At 53.9% G+C, this 18,492-nt stretch carries 23 protein-coding genes and 2 tRNA genes; 10 read left to right on the top strand and 15 right to left on the bottom strand.

Annotated features, from left to right (window positions below; all coding sequences use genetic code 11):
* Window positions 1–20 precede the first annotated feature (20 nt).
* The 3 genes from sufU (at window position 21) to RHK62_RS01620 (ending at window position 1,097) form a co-directional block, all read left to right on the top strand.
* Window positions 21–506 (top strand): Fe-S cluster assembly sulfur transfer protein SufU, encoded by a 486-nt coding sequence (gene sufU / locus RHK62_RS01630; RefSeq protein ID WP_310453173.1) that lies wholly within the window; start codon window positions 21–23, stop codon window positions 504–506.
* A complete protein-coding gene (locus tag RHK62_RS01625; protein WP_206200786.1) occupies window positions 506–994 on the top strand; it encodes a Ycf51 family protein in 489 nt (162 codons plus the stop codon). Before sufU ends, RHK62_RS01625 begins: the two co-directional genes overlap by 1 nt.
* 29 nt (window positions 995–1,023) lie before the next feature.
* Window positions 1,024–1,097, top strand: a tRNA-Val gene (locus RHK62_RS01620).
* Window positions 1,098–1,227: 130 nt separating this feature from the next.
* On the opposite strand, the gene RHK62_RS01615 is transcribed toward RHK62_RS01620, so the two are convergent.
* From RHK62_RS01615 to clpS, 3 genes are all read right to left on the bottom strand, one after another.
* A tRNA-Leu gene (locus tag RHK62_RS01615) sits at window positions 1,228–1,309 on the bottom strand.
* Window positions 1,310–1,352: 43 nt separating this feature from the next.
* Window positions 1,353–3,068 (bottom strand): diflavin flavoprotein, encoded by a 1,716-nt coding sequence (locus tag RHK62_RS01610; RefSeq protein ID WP_310453172.1) that lies wholly within the window; start codon window positions 3,066–3,068, stop codon window positions 1,353–1,355.
* Between the two features lie 110 nt (window positions 3,069–3,178).
* On the bottom strand, window positions 3,179–3,463 hold the full coding sequence (gene clpS, locus RHK62_RS01605; RefSeq protein ID WP_206200784.1) for an ATP-dependent Clp protease adapter ClpS: 285 nt from the start codon (window positions 3,461–3,463) through the stop codon (window positions 3,179–3,181).
* Window positions 3,464–3,597: 134 nt separating this feature from the next.
* On the opposite strand from clpS, the gene RHK62_RS01600 reads away from it, so the two are divergent.
* The 3 genes from RHK62_RS01600 to RHK62_RS01590 are packed head-to-tail and all read left to right on the top strand — an operon-like array spanning window position 3,598 to window position 6,834.
* Window positions 3,598–3,978, top strand: coding sequence for a DUF2237 family protein (locus RHK62_RS01600; protein ID WP_149821117.1), 381 nt, complete (start codon window positions 3,598–3,600; stop codon window positions 3,976–3,978).
* A gap of 18 nt (window positions 3,979–3,996) precedes the next feature.
* Entirely contained in the window at window positions 3,997–6,060 is a 2,064-nt protein-coding gene (locus RHK62_RS01595; RefSeq protein ID WP_310453171.1) for a zinc metalloprotease HtpX, read from the top strand.
* Between the two features lie 3 nt (window positions 6,061–6,063).
* Window positions 6,064–6,834, top strand: coding sequence for a PD-(D/E)XK nuclease family protein (locus RHK62_RS01590; protein ID WP_310453170.1), 771 nt, complete (start codon window positions 6,064–6,066; stop codon window positions 6,832–6,834).
* Here the strand turns inward: RHK62_RS01590 and RHK62_RS01585 are convergent.
* Window positions 6,799–7,434 (bottom strand): ribonuclease H-like domain-containing protein, encoded by a 636-nt coding sequence (locus tag RHK62_RS01585; RefSeq protein WP_310453169.1) that lies wholly within the window; start codon window positions 7,432–7,434, stop codon window positions 6,799–6,801. The genes RHK62_RS01590 and RHK62_RS01585 overlap by 36 nt on opposite strands.
* Window positions 7,435–7,448: 14 nt before the next feature.
* Complete coding sequence (locus RHK62_RS01580; protein ID WP_206200779.1) at window positions 7,449–7,778, bottom strand: hypothetical protein; 330 nt, start codon at window positions 7,776–7,778, stop codon at window positions 7,449–7,451.
* Between the two features lie 191 nt (window positions 7,779–7,969).
* Here RHK62_RS01580 and RHK62_RS01575 point away from each other — a divergent pair, with 191 nt between their 5' ends.
* A complete protein-coding gene (locus tag RHK62_RS01575) occupies window positions 7,970–9,262 on the top strand; it encodes a TldD/PmbA family protein (RefSeq protein WP_310453222.1) in 1,293 nt (430 codons plus the stop codon).
* Here the strand turns inward: RHK62_RS01575 and deoC are convergent, their stop codons facing one another.
* A complete protein-coding gene (deoC, locus tag RHK62_RS01570) occupies window positions 9,263–9,916 on the bottom strand; it encodes a deoxyribose-phosphate aldolase (protein ID WP_310453168.1) in 654 nt (217 codons plus the stop codon).
* A 185-nt stretch (window positions 9,917–10,101) separates the two neighbouring features.
* On the opposite strand from deoC, the gene RHK62_RS01565 reads away from it, so the two are divergent.
* Together RHK62_RS01565 and mutY are read left to right on the top strand one after the other, a co-directional pair.
* Window positions 10,102–10,428 carry a DUF760 domain-containing protein gene (locus RHK62_RS01565; protein ID WP_024124133.1) on the top strand — a complete coding sequence of 109 codons (327 nt, stop codon included), beginning with the start codon at window positions 10,102–10,104 and terminating at the stop codon, window positions 10,426–10,428.
* A 3-nt stretch (window positions 10,429–10,431) separates the two neighbouring features.
* Entirely contained in the window at window positions 10,432–11,538 is a 1,107-nt protein-coding gene (gene mutY / locus RHK62_RS01560; RefSeq protein ID WP_310453167.1) for an A/G-specific adenine glycosylase, read from the top strand.
* Here mutY and pgl read toward each other — a convergent pair.
* The 9 genes from pgl to RHK62_RS01515 form a co-directional block, all read right to left on the bottom strand.
* Window positions 11,535–12,260: a 6-phosphogluconolactonase gene (pgl, locus tag RHK62_RS01555; RefSeq protein ID WP_302678674.1), complete on the bottom strand. Its 726-nt coding sequence runs from the start codon at window positions 12,258–12,260 to the stop codon at window positions 11,535–11,537. The genes mutY and pgl overlap by 4 nt on opposite strands.
* A gap of 12 nt (window positions 12,261–12,272) precedes the next feature.
* Complete coding sequence (locus RHK62_RS01550) at window positions 12,273–14,222, bottom strand: DUF3769 domain-containing protein (protein ID WP_310453166.1); 1,950 nt, start codon at window positions 14,220–14,222, stop codon at window positions 12,273–12,275.
* 68 nt (window positions 14,223–14,290) lie between these two features.
* Complete coding sequence (locus RHK62_RS01545; RefSeq protein ID WP_011056917.1) at window positions 14,291–14,407, bottom strand: photosystem II reaction center protein I; 117 nt, start codon at window positions 14,405–14,407, stop codon at window positions 14,291–14,293.
* A gap of 64 nt (window positions 14,408–14,471) precedes the next feature.
* The gene (locus RHK62_RS01540) at window positions 14,472–14,945 is read right to left on the bottom strand and encodes a Tic20 family protein (RefSeq protein WP_206200775.1); all 474 of its coding nucleotides are present in this window, start codon (window positions 14,943–14,945) and stop codon (window positions 14,472–14,474) included.
* A 12-nt stretch (window positions 14,946–14,957) separates the two neighbouring features.
* Window positions 14,958–15,380, bottom strand: a complete 423-nt coding sequence (locus RHK62_RS01535; protein ID WP_206200774.1) for a hypothetical protein — start codon at window positions 15,378–15,380, stop codon at window positions 14,958–14,960.
* 34 nt (window positions 15,381–15,414) lie between these two features.
* The gene (locus RHK62_RS01530; RefSeq protein ID WP_225901614.1) at window positions 15,415–16,011 is read right to left on the bottom strand and encodes an ATP-dependent Clp protease proteolytic subunit; all 597 of its coding nucleotides are present in this window, start codon (window positions 16,009–16,011) and stop codon (window positions 15,415–15,417) included.
* Window positions 16,012–16,103: 92 nt separating this feature from the next.
* A complete protein-coding gene (gene egtD, locus RHK62_RS01525; protein WP_206200773.1) occupies window positions 16,104–17,075 on the bottom strand; it encodes an L-histidine N(alpha)-methyltransferase in 972 nt (323 codons plus the stop codon).
* A 29-nt stretch (window positions 17,076–17,104) separates the two neighbouring features.
* Window positions 17,105–17,263 carry a hypothetical protein gene (locus RHK62_RS01520; RefSeq protein ID WP_302677107.1) on the bottom strand — a complete coding sequence of 53 codons (159 nt, stop codon included), beginning with the start codon at window positions 17,261–17,263 and terminating at the stop codon, window positions 17,105–17,107.
* 255 nt (window positions 17,264–17,518) lie between these two features.
* Window positions 17,519–17,695, bottom strand: coding sequence for a transposase family protein (locus tag RHK62_RS01515; RefSeq protein WP_225901682.1), 177 nt, complete (start codon window positions 17,693–17,695; stop codon window positions 17,519–17,521).
* Between the two features lie 185 nt (window positions 17,696–17,880).
* On the opposite strand from RHK62_RS01515, the gene rpsD reads away from it, so the two are divergent.
* The gene (gene rpsD / locus RHK62_RS01510) at window positions 17,881–18,489 is read left to right on the top strand and encodes a 30S ribosomal protein S4 (protein WP_181495092.1); all 609 of its coding nucleotides are present in this window, start codon (window positions 17,881–17,883) and stop codon (window positions 18,487–18,489) included.
* Window positions 18,490–18,492: the final 3 nt, after the last annotated feature.

Genomic DNA, 18,492 nt, shown 5'->3' with positions numbered 1-18,492 from the left:
CTGAGCATAGAGTATTCTAAATGTCTCTTGATCATCTCCGCACGCTTTACCAGCAAGTCATCCTAGAGCACTACAAGAAACCTCGCCACCGTGGCCGCACGCAGCCTGTGGATCGTCAGCAGCGGGGACATAACCCCTCCTGTGGCGACACCATTGATTTAACCGTTGCCCTAGGCACCAATGAGCAGGGGGAGACAATCATTCAGGATATTCAGTTTGAGGGGGAAGGCTGCGCGATCGCCATGGCCTCAGCGGATTTGATGGCCGATGCCCTGCGGGGGCAACCCGTGAGTCATGCCCTACAAATGGTGGAGCAGTTCCAAGCGATGATGAAGGGGCAGTTTGAGTTCCCTCGGGAGTTTCGCAAGCTCAATGTCATGCAGGGGGTGGCTCAGTTCCCGGTGCGGATTAAGTGTGCGACATTGACATGGCATACCCTCCGGGCAGCGTTGCAGCAGGATCAAACCCCTGTGAATGGTTTTGTCAGTAATGAGGAGGAAGAGTAGTGCTGACCCCCGCCGATTTTGCCACCTATAGCCGCTGGGCTGGCATTGCCACCCTTGTCATGGCTGGCCTAACCGCACTCACATTTGTTTTTCGCTGGGGTGTGCGCTTTCGCTTTGTTGGTATTACGGGGTTTCTCGGTGTTGTGACAGTGGGACTCTTTGCCCTGAGTATTGTACCGATTGTGCACTCCCCAGTGCCCGGTGCTGGCAAATACACCCTCGTCTATGACAACGGGGCAACGCAAGTTGTGATCACAGTGCCCCCGGACATTGAGAGCAGTACCCTTGAGGCAACGCTGGTACAGGCAGCGAATGATTTATTTTCCTTGGGACGGCTCGGCCGAGGGAGCGATCGCCTGACCGTGATTGCACGAACCATCGAACATCCTGAACCGGGGGTGACTGAGCCAGTCGTTTTAGGGGTGGCCACTCGTTCGTTGAGCGATCGCACCGATACAAATGTGACGGTCAAACTACTTAAAGGTTAGCCTTGTGTATGCTATATTAGGAATTCCGAGGACGCATAGCTCAGTTGGTTAGAGCACCACGTTGACATCGTGGGGGTCACTGGTTCGAGTCCAGTTGTGTCCATCCTCCTAAAATCTTCACTTCAAAGAAAAACATCCCAGTCAAGTCCCCAAAAAGATCTAGGGAAAGGTTTTTGCCAATGCTTTCTTGGCTGCGAACTGCAAACTGTGCCCTCAATTGCTAAGCTTTTGAATGCGGACGGAGGGACTTGAACCCACACACCTTGCGGTACTAGAACCTAAATCTAGCGCGTCTGCCAATTCCGCCACGTCCGCAGCAAACTTAGTTTAGCGCACTTTGGGTAGGGAGTGCCCAAGTTTAGTAATGGTTCCCCACTTTGCGATGGTGCACAGCAGTCATGCCATCGGGCTTTGAGACGCGACCATTATCCACAGTACTATAGACAATCCAGTGATCGTGGGCATCCAGACGGCTGACAACGGTACATTCCATATAGGCAAGGGCATCGGCCAAAATGGGACTGCCATTACTGGCTGGATAGGTTTTCACATGGGCAAAGCGATCGGCGCCCGGTGGGAATCGCTTCAGGAAATGGCGCATCAGGGGCTGGTAGTTCCCTTCTTCAAGAACATTGAGGACAAAGGTATCCCCCACGTGTAGAAAGGACTCAATGGCCCGATCCTTGGCCACCGCAATGGAAACCCCAAGAGGTTCGGTACTGGCCTGGGCCACCCAAGAGGCCAACATGGCACTGTTAATGGCACCTTTTTGGGCGGTGATAATGTATAGCCCACCGCTCAGGCGACCCAAGGCTTTATCGAGGTCAGTATCCAAGGCTTTCATCTGCTTGACGGTGCGATCGCGCAACAGCCATTGACCCATGTCAGTACCCGCTTCTTCCGCCTCTTGGAACAGTGCCTCAGTGGGCGCTGCTGTGACCCGAATCACAGGAAACGAGGGCGTCAGTCCCGCATCCCGAAACTGATTCAGCAGCGGATAGGCGGGTTCAGCATCGGCCACACCACTTTCAAAGACCCCAATGGCCTGTTTGGCATGGGCAGCCGCACGAATCGTACTCAGGGCAGTTTTAGCAACGGCAGTGGTGGGCGGTGTACCGATAATGATCCCAGCGGCAATCTCGGTGAGTTCGCGAATATCTTGGGGTTCAGCGGTGAGCAGATCCATTTTTTCAACAACAACCCCAGTTTTGGCGGCTCCCCGTTCGATCGCCTCTGCCAGAGCATTGGCATAACCATAGTTAGCAGCATAGAAAATGGCCACCGTTGTTGCTGCTTTGGCCTGCTCTTGACTCCAGTTGCGGTAGGAATCTAGCCACTGCGGGAGATGATGGCGCAGCAGTGGGCCATGACCTGTGGCAACTAGTTGCACGGGAGGCAGGGGTTCCAAGCGCTTGAAGGCGGAGAGGACGGAGCGGGCATTGGGTCCCATGAGGCAGTCGTAGTAAAACTTGAAATCTGGCGCTAGCAGTTCAGGTTCTGTGTCAAAGGGATCATCATTGCAGAAGTGGGCACCAAAAACATCACAGGTAAAGAGGGTCTGGGTGCCGTGATCATAGGTGAGGATGGTGTCGGGCCAGTGGAGATTGGGAGCCATCACAAACTCAAGGACATGCCCTTTCCCCAAGTCAAGGCGATCGCCATTTTTCACCTGTCGCTGACTAAAGGGCTGATGGATCAGATCCGCCAGAAACTGTAACGCCACCTTTGAGGCCACCACGGTTACATGGGGGGCTTTTGCCAATACGTCCTTGACGAGGCCACTGTGGTCAGGTTCGGTATGGCTGACGATGAGATAGTTCAAGTCACTGGGGTTCACCCGTTGCCAAAGTTGCTCGAGGTAGCGATCGCCAAACTTGGCATGGGACGTATCTACGAGGGCAATCTGTTCCCCTTTGATCAGAAAGGAATTGTAGGTGGTGCCATTTTCAAGGGCAAACTCAATATCAAAGCGATCGCGATCCCAATCTAGGCAGCGAATTGCCGTCGTATCAGCGGCGATCTCCAACACCTGCAGGGTTAAGCGCGGCGGACGCTTGGCAGTCGTGACGGCCATTGGCAGTTCCTCAACCTTATGAAACTACCTTTTATAGTGACACATGAAGAAAGGTAACAGGATTCAAAGTTTTTAATAGCGGTGATAACAGGCTTTACAAAGGGCAATGCCTATGCGGGTTCAAGGGGTGCCATTGTCAGCCCCGCCCGCAAAAGTTGCTCATGGTACAGTTCCGCCTGTTCTTGGGGCCCCACCCAAACAATGGCTTGGCCTTCGTAATGAACTTGATTCGTTAATTCCCACGCGCGATCGCTGGTCATGTTGGGAATATATTTCATTAAACAGTTAGCAACGTGCTGAAAGGTATTGAAGTCATCGTTGAGGACAATGACTTTGTAGTTGGGGTAGTGCTTGCGAATAACCTGTTGCCGCTCTTGGGGAACAACGCTAGGCATAGGCCAAACAAAACAACAACAATACTATTTCTGAGTTTTAGTTTAGCGCATTGGCCAAGGACTGGCTGCAATAGGCCTCTTGGGCACAGGCTTATGCTATAGCTAGACTTAGGGTGAAAAACTTGGGGGCATCAATAATGACGGCAATGAATGTGTTGGGAACACCCTTGGTGTGCTGCTGTCAAAATCCACTCACAGGATTCTATCGCGATGGTTTTTGTCGGACGGGGGCAGGAGATGTCGGTGCCCATGTGGTCTGTGCGGAAATGACCGCTGAATTTCTCACCTTTACCCGTTCGCGGGGCAATGATCTTTCGACGCCAGTGCCCGCCTATCAATTTCCGGGGCTGAAACCGGGCGATCGCTGGTGTCTGTGTGCCTCCCGTTGGCGGGAAGCCCTAGAGGCTGACGTAGCTCCCCCAGTAATTCTGGAAGCAACCCATGTCAGTGCCCTTGAGTATGTCTCCCTAGAGGATTTGAAAGCCCACGCCCTTGGTGGTAACCAGCAACCGTGATCTGGGGAATACTCAAGTATGCCCGATCCAGAATCCGATTTTCGCTTAGATCCTCGCTATATTGCGGGTTTAGCGGCCTTTAATCGCGGAGATTATCAACTGGCGATCGCCGCCTTCAAAGCCGTCATTGCCAGCCACGGTCAACGCCGCGAAGGTCTCAAGGCTCATCTGCACCTGATTAAAGCCTATGCCCACACCCGCCAGTGGCAAGAGGCCATTGATCTCTGTCAACTTCTAGCGCGATCGCCCCTCCCCTCCATTCGGGCTTGGGCGCAAAAACATCTGCCAGAATTGGAACGCTATTTGGATGAGGAACCCACTTCCTCCTACCTTGAGTGTGTTTCAGCGCCGAGTTCAAGGCCGCCTATGCAACTGCGACCGGTGCCTCGCATTTATCTCTGGCTAAGTCAGGGGGCAACACTGCTGCTGATCGCGTGGCTACTCCAAAAACCGCTACAGGTTTTGATTGCAGGCCTCCTTAACTACGCCAATGATCCACTGACACTCCTGCGGGGCTGGGAAGGGGTGATGGCGTGGTTTTTGCTGGGCTGCTTGGGATTGGGGTTACTCAGTGGTGGCAGTTGGCTGTGGTCATGGCGATTGCGAGCTGGCTATGGTTTGCGTCCTCTGAGTCTTGGCGAACTTGAGGAGTATAGTCCCGAAACGGTGATGCTCTTGGGGCGTTTGTCGTGGTCGTGGTGGCAACCCCGTCCCCAAATAGGCTGCTTGATGACGGCAGCACCGATCATTTTTAGCTATGGGCGCTGGCAGCGCCGCATTATTGTCAGCGAAGGTCTATTGCGATCGCTCTCTGGCGAGGAACTGCTGGCTTTAATGGCCAGTGAAATTGCCCAACTACGGCTGGGGCTAAATACCCTAGTGACCCCCCTTGTACTGCTATTGCAACTGCCCTATGACCTGTACTGTTGGTGCAGCCGTTGGGGCGATCGCTTTGCCCCTCCCTATGGCAAGCACTGGAAACGGCGGATCATCAGGGGTACCCTCTATCTCCTCTGTGCCATGGTGGGTCAGGGGAATTATCTTCTCTTTCGTGGGCTGGAGATGCTCTGCTTCTGGAGCAATCAGTTGCGGCAGTATTATAGCGATCGCCAAGGGGCAGCCTTGATCGGTAATCCCAATACCCTTGTGATGGCTTGGTTTCGCCTCATGGCAGCCACAGCAACGACGGTGTGTGCCCAAGGGGAAATTGGTATCCCCCTAGAATCCTTGCGCCTGCTTCTACCCCTAAATCCAACCCAAGCTGCCCTGTGGGGCAATCAACCCCTCGATTGGCCAATGCTGCTCCGCTGGGATACCGCCCATCCCCTGCGGTATTGGTTTCGCTTGACCTCCTCCCATCGTCCCCTTGGACTACGCCTGCAAGCCCTGATGACCTATGCGCGGCAATGGCGACTGGAATCCCTGCTTTCCCTGCCCTCGACTTCCTCCCTTCGCTGTCAACGGGCTGGGCAACAACTGGCTCCCTTCTGGGGGGCGATCGCAGGAGTCATCACGACGATTATCCTCACGGGCGTTGGTCAATTTGCACTGCGGGCGGGGACGATCGCCTTTCCTCTGTGGTGGTTGGCGGATTGGTCTACCTTGGCACGGGGTTTCATTCCCATTGGCCTTGGGTTAGGTCTCTTTTTACGCCTGAATGCCTACTACCCGCCTCGGCCACCCCAAACCTACACCTTGGGTCAGCTTCTTCATCGTCTTTTGCCCCTTGATAGTCCCGTTGTCGAACTAAAGGGGCATTTACGGGCAGTGACAGGCTTGCGCAATGGTCTAGGACAGCACCTGTGGCTGCAGACGGATCAGGGCTTGTTTCCCCTGCGCTGCCATCGAGCTTGGGGGCCGATTTGGCCAATCCTTGAGCCAGCCTATCTGAAAACCTTGGCGGGGCGATCGCTAGTGGTAGGTTGCTGGTTTCGACGTGGGACAGTTCCCTTTGTTGAGGTGAGTGAGTGGCACTCCCCAGATTTACAGCAAAAGCAATCTTGGGCTGCCCCCTATTGGGCGATCGCCATTGCCACGCTGTGGATTCTCTACGGCATCATGACACTATTGGGTTGGATCTAGACGATGCAACTTTCCCAAGCCCATCTGCGCACCCTGCAAACCTGTGCACGGCAATATCAGTACCGCTATCTTGACAGCTTGATGCTGCCAGAGGCCACACAATTAACGGAAACCACTGCCCAAAAGCAGGGTCGCGACTTCCACCGCCTGATGCAACAGCACTTTCAAGGACTCGATATCCGCCCAATTCTTGAGGCGCAGCCCGAATTACAACCGTGGTTTGCGGCCTTTCAAACCATGCCACCCCCCATGATTGAGGGTCAAGGGGAAGCAGAGCATGTCCGCAGTCTGGGCTGGCAGGAATTCACCCTTGTGGGCGTGTATGACTACGTGATTTTTGGCCAAGGGCAAGCGCAGATTCTCGATTGGAAAACCTATGCCCACCCACCCGCCCCAGACACCTTAGCCCGTCATTGGCAGACTCGCCTTTACTGTTATCTCCTGGCAGCCACTAGTCCCTACCCCCCCAGCCAAATTTCCATGACCTATTGGTTTGCCCAAGGAGAGAAGGGAGCAAATTTCTACACCTTTCCCTACAGTGAGGCCATCCACGAGCAAATCCACCACACCCTAGAGCACTGCCTTAACCAACTGCGCCAATGGTTACAAACCTATGAGCAAGGACAGGAGCTGCCCCAAGTGCCCCCAGCCCAGATTCGGAAATACTGCTATGAGTGCCCCTTTTGTGAACGGTGCCAGCGTGGCCAGCCAAGCACTGTCTCGACCATGGAGCCGTTTCTAGCCGTGCTCAAAGACTTGGGTGTACCCCGCTAAATCCAGATCCACAATCGCGGGTAGGCAACTCAGGGCGGTTTGGAATAACTCAAAGCGTTCTTCCCGTTTCAGCATGGCTGTGAGCTGCTGCCGCAGGGGAATCAAATAGCGCACATCATTAGCGGCATAACGGATTTGATCTTCCCGCAGGGCCATGGCATTCCCCCAGTCGGAACTTTGGGCGGATTTATCAATTTCTATGCCCAACAAATCCAAGACCAAGTCCTTGAGGCCGTGGCGGGGGGAATAGGTACGGGCAATCTTGCTGGCAATTTTGGTGCAGAAGACAGGGTGAACCCGAATCCCCAAGTGGTAGCGCAACGTGGCCAAATCAAAGCGGGCATAGTGGAAAATTTTGGTAATGCGGGGGTGCTCCAAGAGTTGCTGCAGGTGGGGAGCCTCTTTCTGGCCACGGGCAATCTTGATCACTGCTACTTGTCCCTCTGGGTCGCACACCTGCACCAAACATAGGCGATCGCGGGGAATATTCAAGCCCATGGTTTCGGTATCTACGGCCAACTGATCCGCATTGAGAAAGTGGGCCAAGGCCGTCGCACTTAAATCGTGGTCAAAACACTCCAAAGGAAAATCGAGATCCATGACTGGCTCACAATCTAGCTCGAGGGCAATTCTGAGGGCTGCTCTTTGGCGATATCAATGCGTTCTAACTGCCAGAGAATTTGATTGCTTTCGCGGCGCACGCGGGAAATTTGCCAGTTACGCCATATCCATTCTTCACCGCGGCTAGTAACTGCACTGGTATGGACATCCATTAACTCTGCTAGTTCGCCACTGGTAATCAAATACTTCCCAGCCGCCAGTTCATCGGCAATTCGCAGGGTCGCAATTAGTTCTTCAAGGCGGGCGCGGCGCTCAGACCACTGGGGTGATTTTCCCCCCAACCACTCGCCGTTACCATCAAGCCCCAAGGATGGTTGCACCATGGCTTTCTTCTCGCGATCAACATTGCTCCAAAAATCTTAGCGAGAAATGATGTGATTTTTAACCTACCTAGGCGATCGCCCACCACGCCGAGGATAGGGCTAGAATGGTTTTAAGATTTGTTAATTACATTGAACCGAACACCATGACGGTAACCTTGACCCCTGCATCCACTCTCCACGAGCAGGTCGCGATGATCGCCCGCCGCCTTGGCATTGAGAAATTTGACCTTGGTGGCTCCCATGTGGATGAGGTGAGTGTCCAAGTGCAGCAGGGGGAACCCAAACAGGTGAAGGCCTCGCAGCGATCGGGGATTACCGTGCGGGTGTGGAACTCAACGGGTCGCCTAGGGGTCGCCAGCACTACCCAATTGGACGATCGCGGTTTAGAGACGGCTCTAGAAATGGCCAAAGAAGCCAGTGCTTTTGGTGTTACAGAGGATATTCCCGACTTTAGTCCCTTGGCCACCGCCCCCCTTGGTGACACAACACTTACAACGGCGGATCTGCCCCTTGCCTCGGCAAAAACCCTCCTAGATCAACTGATTGCCGCCGAACGGGAGCTGTTGGGGCGACATCCAGCGATCGCCAGTGTGCCCTACAATGGTCTCAGCCAGCGGCGCATAGAACGGTTTTATCTCAACAGCGAGGGTGCCAATCGCCAGCAAACCAGCACCACAACCACGCTCTATCTCTACAGCAAAACCGATGAGGCGGGTCGCAAACCCCGCAGTGCGGGTGCCATTCGCATCAGTCCCGATCTTGAGCACTTAGACATTGCGGGCTGCATTGATGAAGTGGCCGACAAAACCATTCGCCACTTGGCCTATGAACCCATTGTTTCGGGTCAGTACCCCGTTCTTTTTTCACCCTCGGCATTCCTCAGCCTGCTCAGTGCCTTTAGCAATCTCTTTAATGCCCAAAACATTTTGGATCGCCAGAGCCTTTCGACGCCAGAATCCCTCCATCAGGCGATCGCCAGCTCCCTTTTGAGCGTGTACGACGACGCCCGCCATCCCCAGAATGTGGGTCAGCCCCTCTTTGATGGCGAAGGTACCCCCACCCGCCGCACCCCTCTGATTGAGCAGGGCATTCTCACGGGTCTCTACCACAGTGCCGGTACGGCGCGTCGCTTTCAAACCCAGCCCACGGGGCATGCCAACTTAGGGGCAAAGGTGACAGTGAGTGGTCACTTCTACGATGTCCCAGCGGGTGAAGGGGGCGATCGCGCCGATGGTCTTGTCTGGATTGACGAACTCCATGCCCTCCACGCGGGCGTGAAAGCCCTTCAAGGCTCATTTTCCCTCCCCTTTGACGGTTGGCTGTTGCGCAACGGCGAAGCCATCAGCATTGAAGCGGCCACCGTGGCCGGCGATATTCGCAGCCTGCTGAAAGGTATTCTCCATCTGGGCACTGAAGTTGAAGTCACCCCCTATGGTTGTTGTCCGCCAGTGTGGGTGAGTCCCCTTGCGATTACAGGGGAATAGCTAAACCTGCATCAAGTCGAGGCTGCGGGATGTACCTAAGCGAGTGGCACCCGCATTAATCAGTTCAAGGGCTTGCTCCCGCGTACGAATGCCGCCAGAGGCCTTAATGCCCACGCGATCGCGACTCAGGCGCTTGAGCAGACGCACATCTGCAATCGTGGCACCACCGCGCCAGCCCGTGCTGGTTTTCAGGAAAGCCACCCCCGCATCCAAGCAAATATCCACTGCCAGTTGTTTTTCTTCCTCTGTCAGCACCGTGGTTTCCAAAATTGCCTTGACGGTCACCCCCGTTTCCGCGCAGATTTGGGCAATATCGCGATAGACGGCCTCGGTGTTGCCCTCCTTGAGCCAACCCAAGTTGAGCACCACATCCAACTCTGTCGCACCACTGTCAACCGCCTCCTGCGCCTCATAGAGTTTCGTGGCACTGGTGTGGGCACCACTGGGAAAGCCAATGACGGTACACACTTTCACGGGTGTGCGATGGAGCAACTGAACTGCCGTCTTCACCCAGACGGGCATGACACAGACGGCGGTAAATTTCCATTGTTCTGCTTCAGCACAGCATCGTTCAATCTCTGCTGTGGTTGCCAAGGGGTCAAGCTGGGTATGATCAATGTAGGGCGCAAGGTCAAACAAATCACGTTCCGTCATAGGAATTCACCCAGAACAACCCTATTTTTATTAACTAAATAATAATAAAAACGGGGACGGAAAATGAGACCTTGGGAGATCGGTTCTCCCACCCCCCACCTAAAATTCACCCTTGCTAGATTAAAACTAGGCCATCACAGGCACGCTGACCTGTTGGCCAGACTACCTTTTTGGGAGGACACTCTATGGAGCCAACCATGAACCCTCGCAATCTTCAAGAAAGTGCTGATTCCCTCTGGAACTATCTGCAAAGTTTGGATGCAGAAGTGGTGGCTCGCCTGTCCCGTCCCGCGTCGCCAGAAATGGCCATTGTGATGGAACGCCACATTGGTAACCTGCTGGGCTACTTGCCACCGGAGGGGTTTGAGGTTTCCATTACCACGAATCGGGAGCACCTTGGGCGTCTCTTGGCTTCGGCAATGATGAGCGGTTACTTCTTGCGCGGTGCCGAGCAACGTCTTGAATTCGAGCGATCGCTCCAAGCGGCTGCCCAAGCGGAAGACAGCAAATAACCCATGCCAACGGTACAGGACAGTGGGGGCGGGTACACACTACCTGCCCTTCGTTTTGCACTTTTACAGTGGTATCAGCAGCAGGGGCGGGATTTACCTTGGCGGCACACGCGCGATCCCTATGCCATCTGGGTCTCAGAAATCATGCTCCAGCAAACCCAAGTGGCCGCGGTGATTCCCTACTATCAGCGTTGGCTAGCCACCTTTCCCGCGATCGCCGACTTAGCGATTGCCGATTTGGAAACCGTCTTGAAACTGTGGCAGGGATTGGGCTACTATGCACGGGCACGCCATTTGCACCGCGCGGCTCAACAGATCATGGCCGATCATGGGGGGCAATTTCCCTGCACCTACGAGGCCGTGGTGGCATTACCGGGAATTGGTCGCAGTACCGCAGGTGCGATCCTCAGTGCTGCCTTTAATCAGCCCCAGCCGATTCTCGATGGCAATGTCAAACGGGTGCTTGCCCGTCTCTATGGACTCACGATCCCCCCCAAGCAAGCGGAAGCCCAACTCTGGCAGTGGTCGGCGCAACTGCTGTGTCCCCAAGCCCCCCGCGATTTTAATCAAGCCCTGATGGATCTGGGGGCAACGATCTGTACACCCCACCAACCCCTGTGTCATGCTTGTCCTTGGCAACACCATTGCGTCGCTTACCAACAGCAGTTAACCCATGAGATTCCTCGCAAAATGAACCGTTCCCCCTTACCCCATAAAAAGATTGGTGTCGCGGTGATTTGGAATGCGGCAGGTCAGATTCTCATTGATCGGCGGCCACCAACAGGTCTATTGGGGGGACTATGGGAGTTTCCGGGGGGCAAAATTGAACCCAATGAGACGGTTCAGGAGTGTATTCAGCGGGAAATTCGTGAGGAATTGGGCATTGAGATTAGTGTTGGTGAGCATTTGATTGACATTGATCATGCCTACACCCATTTTCGGGTGACGCTCCATGTCTATTACTGCCAGCATCTTTCAGGAAGTCCTCAGCCCTTGGGGTGCGATGCCATCCGTTGGGTGACCCCTGAGGAATTGGAGCAGTTTCCCTTTCCGAAAGCCAATACTGCAATTATTCAGGCCATTCACGAACGGGGCAGACCCACAGCCTAGGTGTTTGCAACGACACCCTCAGCCGCCGCCGCATCCAAAAACCAAAGGGCATTGCCAGTAATCAGCCGTGCCGGATAGAGATGGGGATCAGTCGTCCCAGAGAAAATATGACGTAGAGCAGTTTGTTTATTGGCACCCGTCACAAGAAAGAGAATTTGACGGGCATGGTTAATCAGGGGCACCGTGAAGGTGAGGCGGGGCTGGCCATCCTTGTTGCCCACGGTAATCAGGCGATCGCCCACCGTCAGGGCTGCTGTGTGGGGAAACAGGGAGGCCGTATGGCCATCGGATCCCATACCGAGCAAAATCAGATCAAAGCTGGGAACTTCTCCTTCACGGATACCAAAGGTTTGGCGCAGGATTTGCTCATAGCGATCGGCAGCGGTCTGCGGATCCGCATCCGCCGTTGGCATTGGGTGAATCTGATTTTTGGGAATCGGTACATGATTGAGCCACGCCTGAAAGGCCATCCCCGCATTGCTGTCGGGATGATCGAGGGGAACATAGCGTTCATCACCCCAGAAAATGTGCCACCGTGACCAAGGAGTATCCGCACAGACAAGGCTTTCATACAACGGTTTAGGCGTGTTGCCGCCGGCAAGGGCAAGCATAAATTGCCCCCGTTGGGCGATCGCCCCAGTGGCCTGCTCAAGAACAAACTGCTTTGCCGCCGCCGTCAGGGCAGCCAAATCTGGAAAAACACGTACATTGGGTGTTGGCATAGAAGCATCATCCTAATTGGAGCGAATCACACCATCGGTCGCCGTACCCAGTCCGGGACTGGAAAAGGGATCAGCATTGCCGCGCCAGTTAAACCCATTAATGCGCAAAAGAATCGTCGCCAACTGGCGATCGAGGTTATAGCGAAACACCACCCCATAGGTGCGACGGCTATATTCAACAATAATGTTTGTATCAAAAACTCTCCCTGTGTCCACATTAATTTGCATTTGGGTACCCGCTCGCAGCGGACCGTAAATCTGCTGCAACAATCCCACGTTGAGCACACTAAAGTCAGTAATCCGATCAAAGAGAAAGGGCGAGGATGGCTCACTCAATGTCTGTGTAAATCCCACATCAAAACTGGTGTAGTCAAACCAATGACGAGAAAAATGACCCACTTGACCCCGAAACCCTGCCCCTGCAACTAACGCGGGTTGGGTACTGCCATTGGTATAGTAGTTCGCTACACCGCCTACCTGACTATAGAACTGCAAGAAGGGTTGTACAGGACGGGGGCTATAGCGCAGGCCTTGGGTTCGCGTCGGCGGTAAGGGAGTGCCCCGCCAAATGGGCATCACCCAGTTAAGACTTGCGGCAGCTTGAAGACGACCTAGGCTTGGCTTAGGGGGTAAGGAGGGATCATCACTGGCTGCCGTGACGTATTGACCTCCCAGAAGATAACTGAGTGCTAGGCCCTGAGTTAAGGGAATACCTGTACCACTGAACGTGCCGCCAAAGCTACTGGTAATTTCCTGCTCCCCAAGGGAACGATTAAAAACCCGTTGGCGATAAAGGGCAGAAACCGTTAGGAGATTGCGGGCATCAAAATTGTGGAACAAGTCTACCCCTGCGCGTGACGTACTCGGCCAGTCGTTAGGGTTGAGCGTATTCAAGAAGCCGTAACCGCGCACACGAGTCTGCGGCGTGAACCGATGGCCTAGCTCGATCGCCGCCCCGTAGCTTTTAGCATCAAAAACATCAAAGTCATTGTTGATGATCCGTTCTAAATAGATGGATGGCAGGAAGGTGATTTGGGTATTGGGGGTATTGATTGCTCTGTACCGATAGGCGAGAAATACGCCGCCGCGATCTTGTTCATCATAGCCAAACTCAAAGGGGAGAATTTCGTAGGGACGACCTACAACAAACCGCCGCAGCACAATGGGTAAGGCCACCCGCTGATCAAAGACCACACGACCCCGTCGTACCTTGAGCAGGGTTTCATCGGCACTGAGGGGTTCGGCGGTGGCTTCCTGAGCCCGTGCCTCCAGCTCTGGCGGACTAAAGGGATCATTCGTGATTCGCAGGTTTGTCGCCAACCAGCGGCGGCCATCAAACTCTAGGCGATCGGCCTCAAAGCGCAACCGATCAAAGGTTTCTGTCACTTCTGCTTGGAGATCTGTGCCCTGTTCGTCAAGACCGGGGAGAGGGCTAAGGGGTGGGGGGCTAGGAGAGCGGGTCAGGCTCAGGTCTTGATCCACCCTAGCGGTATTGACGACGCCGCGAGCATTGGTGAGAGAGCCTTGATCGAGTCTGAGGTTATATTCCAAGCGATCGCCCTGCAAGACTTGATCGCCGCGCGTAATCGTCACATTACCTTCCGCCACCAGAATTTGGGCGTCAATATCGGTTTGAATGCGATCAGCGGTGAGTTCAGCTTCCTTGAAGCGGAGGAAAACATTGCCAATGGCATTAAACAAGCGCCGCATCAGATCGAACTCTTGGCGATCGGCCGTCACCTCTAAGGGTTGATCACGGACAACGGGCGTTTCAGCATTGGCCTCCCCAAGACGGAGGGGGGCTGTAAAATTCGGTGTTGGCCTAGGGCTGATCGGCGTTGTACTGCTAAGATCAGGAGCTACCGTTGTTCCAAGTAGCTCCGCTGGTGATGCGCCGCTGACCTCAGTCATTTCTGCGGGTTGTGCAGGGGGGGGCAGACTAGCAAAAAGGGGTAAAAACAACAACGGCCAAACTTCCTCACGACCACTGCCTAGTTACGTTACCCGATGCCCACCCCCTTTGGCGAGGATTACTCGAGATCCTTACGCTTGGGGTTACGAGCTGGGTCACCCGAAAGGAACCCGAAAACAAAGAGCAGGACAAAGAAGGTCACAACGATATAAACGGTAATTTTGAGTGTTTCCATGATGTTGTCGTTTTTCGTAGCGTCACCTTCTGATCATACGGGATGAGGGACTCCCTCGCATCCCCTAAAACACTTGGCTTTTTGTGGCATCCGACAGCGTGGGAATTTCGGCATAGATGCCGCGTACAGACTGCACCACCGCATAGACGACGCCAATCACCGTGGCAATAAAGACAAAGTTGAAGAGCACTTTAATCAGCAGGTCAAAACTAGCAACGCGGATCAGCAGTTGTACCAGTAGTTGGACAATAAACAGCACAATCCCCATCAACAGTGCCTGCATCGTGTTATAGCGAATAAAAAGGCTGATACGACTGTTGCGCACCACCAGCAGGTACAACAGCATAAAAACGATTAGGCCAGCAAAGGGAATGGAGTAGATCAAGGCTACCGGTAAAACCACTAACACCAGTGCTTGCAGTGGTGGAAACAAATCAAACAAAAAGCCACCAAAGGGCATGACGTAGAAGAGCGGCAGCAGATACGCTAAGCTGGCAAAGATACGATCTAACGCAGTGGTTGTGGCACGCCAAGTCATGGGTTGCTCCTTTTAGGGGTTGGAGGGGGATTGACTCATGGCCTTCAGCAGTAGATCCGCCGAAATCATGTTGCATTCCACAACTTTACTGACCAGCGGTGGCCCCACTCGCGAGACAATGATCCCTTGCAGCTCCGGATTATTTCTGACTGACAGGATAGCAGCACCGATGATGGAACCGGAATCGGGAGCTGGGTTAGTACCATTGGTGGGTAGCATTTTGAGCAACTGGGCGATATCTGTACAACTTGCCCGTGACACATATTTTGCCAAGGAATCACTCAGCTGCTCAACCATGGTCTTCATCATTTCCGGAGGCAACGGGCTGGCGCCTTGGGCACGCGCTGGTTGACCTACTCCTAGGACAAGGATGCCACCTATCACAAGGGGAATGCCGATAGCCGACTTGAGCAATTGCAACATGTTCAACCTCATGTTCATTTGAACTCTCAGCCAATGTGCCAGCAAACTAGCTGTGACGCTCCTCAATCACCCGATCAATCAAGCCGTAGTTTTTTGCCTCTTCGGCGGACATGAAGAAGTCACGATCCATATCCCGCTCAATTTTTTCGAGGGGCTGGCCGGTATGGTGGGCGTATAGCTCATTGAGTTGTCGCCGTACCCGTAAAATTTCGCGAGCTTCGATCTCAATATCCGTTGCTTGGCCACGGGTACCACCAGAGGGCTGGTGAATCATGATGCGGGAGTGGGGTAATGCCAACCGTTTGCCTTTGGTACCGGCTGCAAGGAGGAAAGACCCCATCGAGGCAGCCAGACCCACACAAATGGTGACGACATCGGATTTAATATGTTGCATCGTGTCATAGATTGCCATGCCAGCGGTGACGGAGCCACCGGGGGAGTTGATGTAGAGCATGATGTCTTTGCCCGGATCTTCGGAGTCAAGGTAGAGCATCACCGCCACAATTTGGTTGGCAATCTCATCATCGACTTCTTTACCAAGGAAAATAATCCGCTCGCGATAGAGACGGTTGTAGATGTCAATCCACTGGGTGTAGGGTTCACCGGGCATCCGGTAGGGGACTTTGGGTACTCCGATGGGCATAGAATCCTTCCACGCTGAGCTATCAATGCCGCAACCTGAGCCATGAAGGCGGCTTTTCTCCCTGATTCTAACCTATTCCAAAGGCCTTCGCTCTAAACTTGGCAGAGGCAGAGGGCAAACCACTGCTGAGGGTCGGTAAAGGCCTTGATCCATCGAAATCCAGCAGCCGTTAATGCCGCCTTGAGGGCAGCAAGATCAAACTTGCGGGAAATTTCGGTGAGAATCGGTTCACCCACAGTAAAAGTGCACTGAAAATCAAGGGCAGCCAAGGTAACGGTTTGCCGCTGCTGTGAATCGAGATACATTTCAATTTGCTGGGCAATCGGGTTATAGATGGCGCGATGGGCAAAGGCTGCGGGCTGAAAATTTCCTTGAAAGCGCCAGTTGAGGTGATGGAGGAGATTGCGGTTAAAGGCAGCCGTCACCCCTTGGGCATCGTTGTAAGCAGGGAGCAAAATACTCGTGTCTTTGATCAGATCCACGCCCAGCAGGAAATAGTCCCCGTCCCTAAGAACCCGATGAATCTGTTGAAAAAGGGTCTGGCATTCGCTGGGGGAGAGGTTGCCAATGGTGCTACCGAGAAAGCAGAGCAAGCGCCGAGGTGCCAAGGGGGGCGGTAGGTGCTCTAATCCCACTTGATAGGTACCGACAAGACCATGAATACTGAGCTGCGGATAGTCGGCAAGAAGAGCCATGGCACTGGTTTTGAGGATCGAGCCACTGACATCAATGGGACGATAGTACAGCCGAGGTTGTATGTGGGCATAGGCCGATAGGAGAAGGCGAATCTTGCGATCGCTGCCACTGCCCAGTTCCACCAGTTCACAGGCGCCCGTGAGTTGGGCGATCGCCCCGGCGGCGGTCTCTAAAATGCCCAATTCTGTACGGGTGGGGTAGTATTCCGGCAGCTCACAGATTTGCTCAAAGAGGCGTGATCCCGCAGCATCGTAGAAGTAGTAGGAGGGAAGAGACTTGGGTTGCTGAGTCAGACCTCGGATAACATCTTGGCCGTCCCGTTCTGTGGCGAGACTGGGTAAGTGGGTCAGGTGCAGGCGATCGCTCACAGGGAAAGCGGCTCCAGAATGTGCAGACCTTAAGATATTTTAGCCTTTAGCCGCTGCTCCAAACGCCGTCCCCACCACGCGATCGGCAAACTCATTAGCAGGTAGAGAATTAAGGCCAGCGCATACAGAGGAAATGGCTGGCTACTGTTGCGAATCACCCACACCCGCATCACTGAGGTTAAGTCCACGCCGGCAATCACACTGACAATAGTAAATGAGTGTATTTAGTGCTCCCCGCAAAAAGGCCGGCAGGGCAGCTTGGATCAGTTCCATCGAAGAGATTGGGTTACACCTGTTGCTCTAACTTAATGAGGGGTTCAGGGAGCTATCAGTCCCGCGCTCTACCTAAAAGGTGAGCTACATGGACTCCCCGCACTTATCGATTCGCCACCGCGACGCGAAAGCCAGCTACGATGGGGACGAGATTAAGTCTTTATCGTACACTACAGTCCAGTCATGTAATCCTCAATCGCCACCCACACCTCTGCACCACAGAGGACGGCACAGATGGTCAGACCAATGATGTCAAGGAGTTGATGCTCTAGCAAGTGTTCTGCGCGGGGGTCTTCTAGGGTTTTGACGTGGTCGAGCAGACGGGCAGAGGGTTGGCATGGTGGCATTCCCACAAACGATTGGCTTACTTTTCTACTATGCGTTTGCCCTAGAAATCCTCGTCCTAGGGTTGCGATCGCGCCCATCCCCTTGATATACTAGGCAAGCTGATTAAGTTGCCCTCGGCAAATCAGTGTATTTTTTGCACATTTTTGGTTGGACACCATCATCACTGTAGGTTGGGTATAGTTGCATGGCTCGATATCGTGGCCCTCGTTTGAGAATTGTCCGTCGTCTGGGTGAACTGGCTGGTCTCACCCGCAAAGCCCCCAAGCGGAGCTATCCCCCCGGTCAACACGGCCAAGCCCGCAAAAAGCGTTCGGAATATGCCCTGCGCCTTGACGAAAAGCAAAAACTGCGCTTCAACTACGGGGTCTCGGAGCGGCAACTTGTACGCTATGTGCGCAAAGCCCGTCGGGTCAGTGGTTCCACGGGGCAAACCCTTCTACAGTTGTTGGAAATGCGGCTGGATAACACTGTTTTCCGCCTTGGGATGGCACCAACGATTCCAGCAGCCCGCCAACTGGTGAATCATGGCCATATTCTGGTCAATGGCCGCAGTGTGTCTATTCCCAGCTATCAGTGCCGTCCGGGGGACGTGATTACCGTCCGCGATAATGAGCGATCGCGCCGCTTGGTGGAAACCAACCTTCAAAATCCCGGTCTTGCCAATCTTCCCAGCCACTTGGAACTGGATAAAAGCACCCTCACCGGCAGAGTCACTGGTATTGTCGAACGGCAATGGGTTGCTCTCCAAGTCAATGAACTCCTCGTGGTTGAGTACTACTCCCGCAAAGTCTAGAGT

The organism is Thermosynechococcus sp. HY213 (genome assembly GCF_031460975.1).
In the GTDB taxonomy this organism is placed as follows: domain Bacteria; phylum Cyanobacteriota; class Cyanobacteriia; order Thermosynechococcales; family Thermosynechococcaceae; genus Thermosynechococcus.
This window is presented reverse-complemented; position numbering and strand designations above follow the sequence as displayed.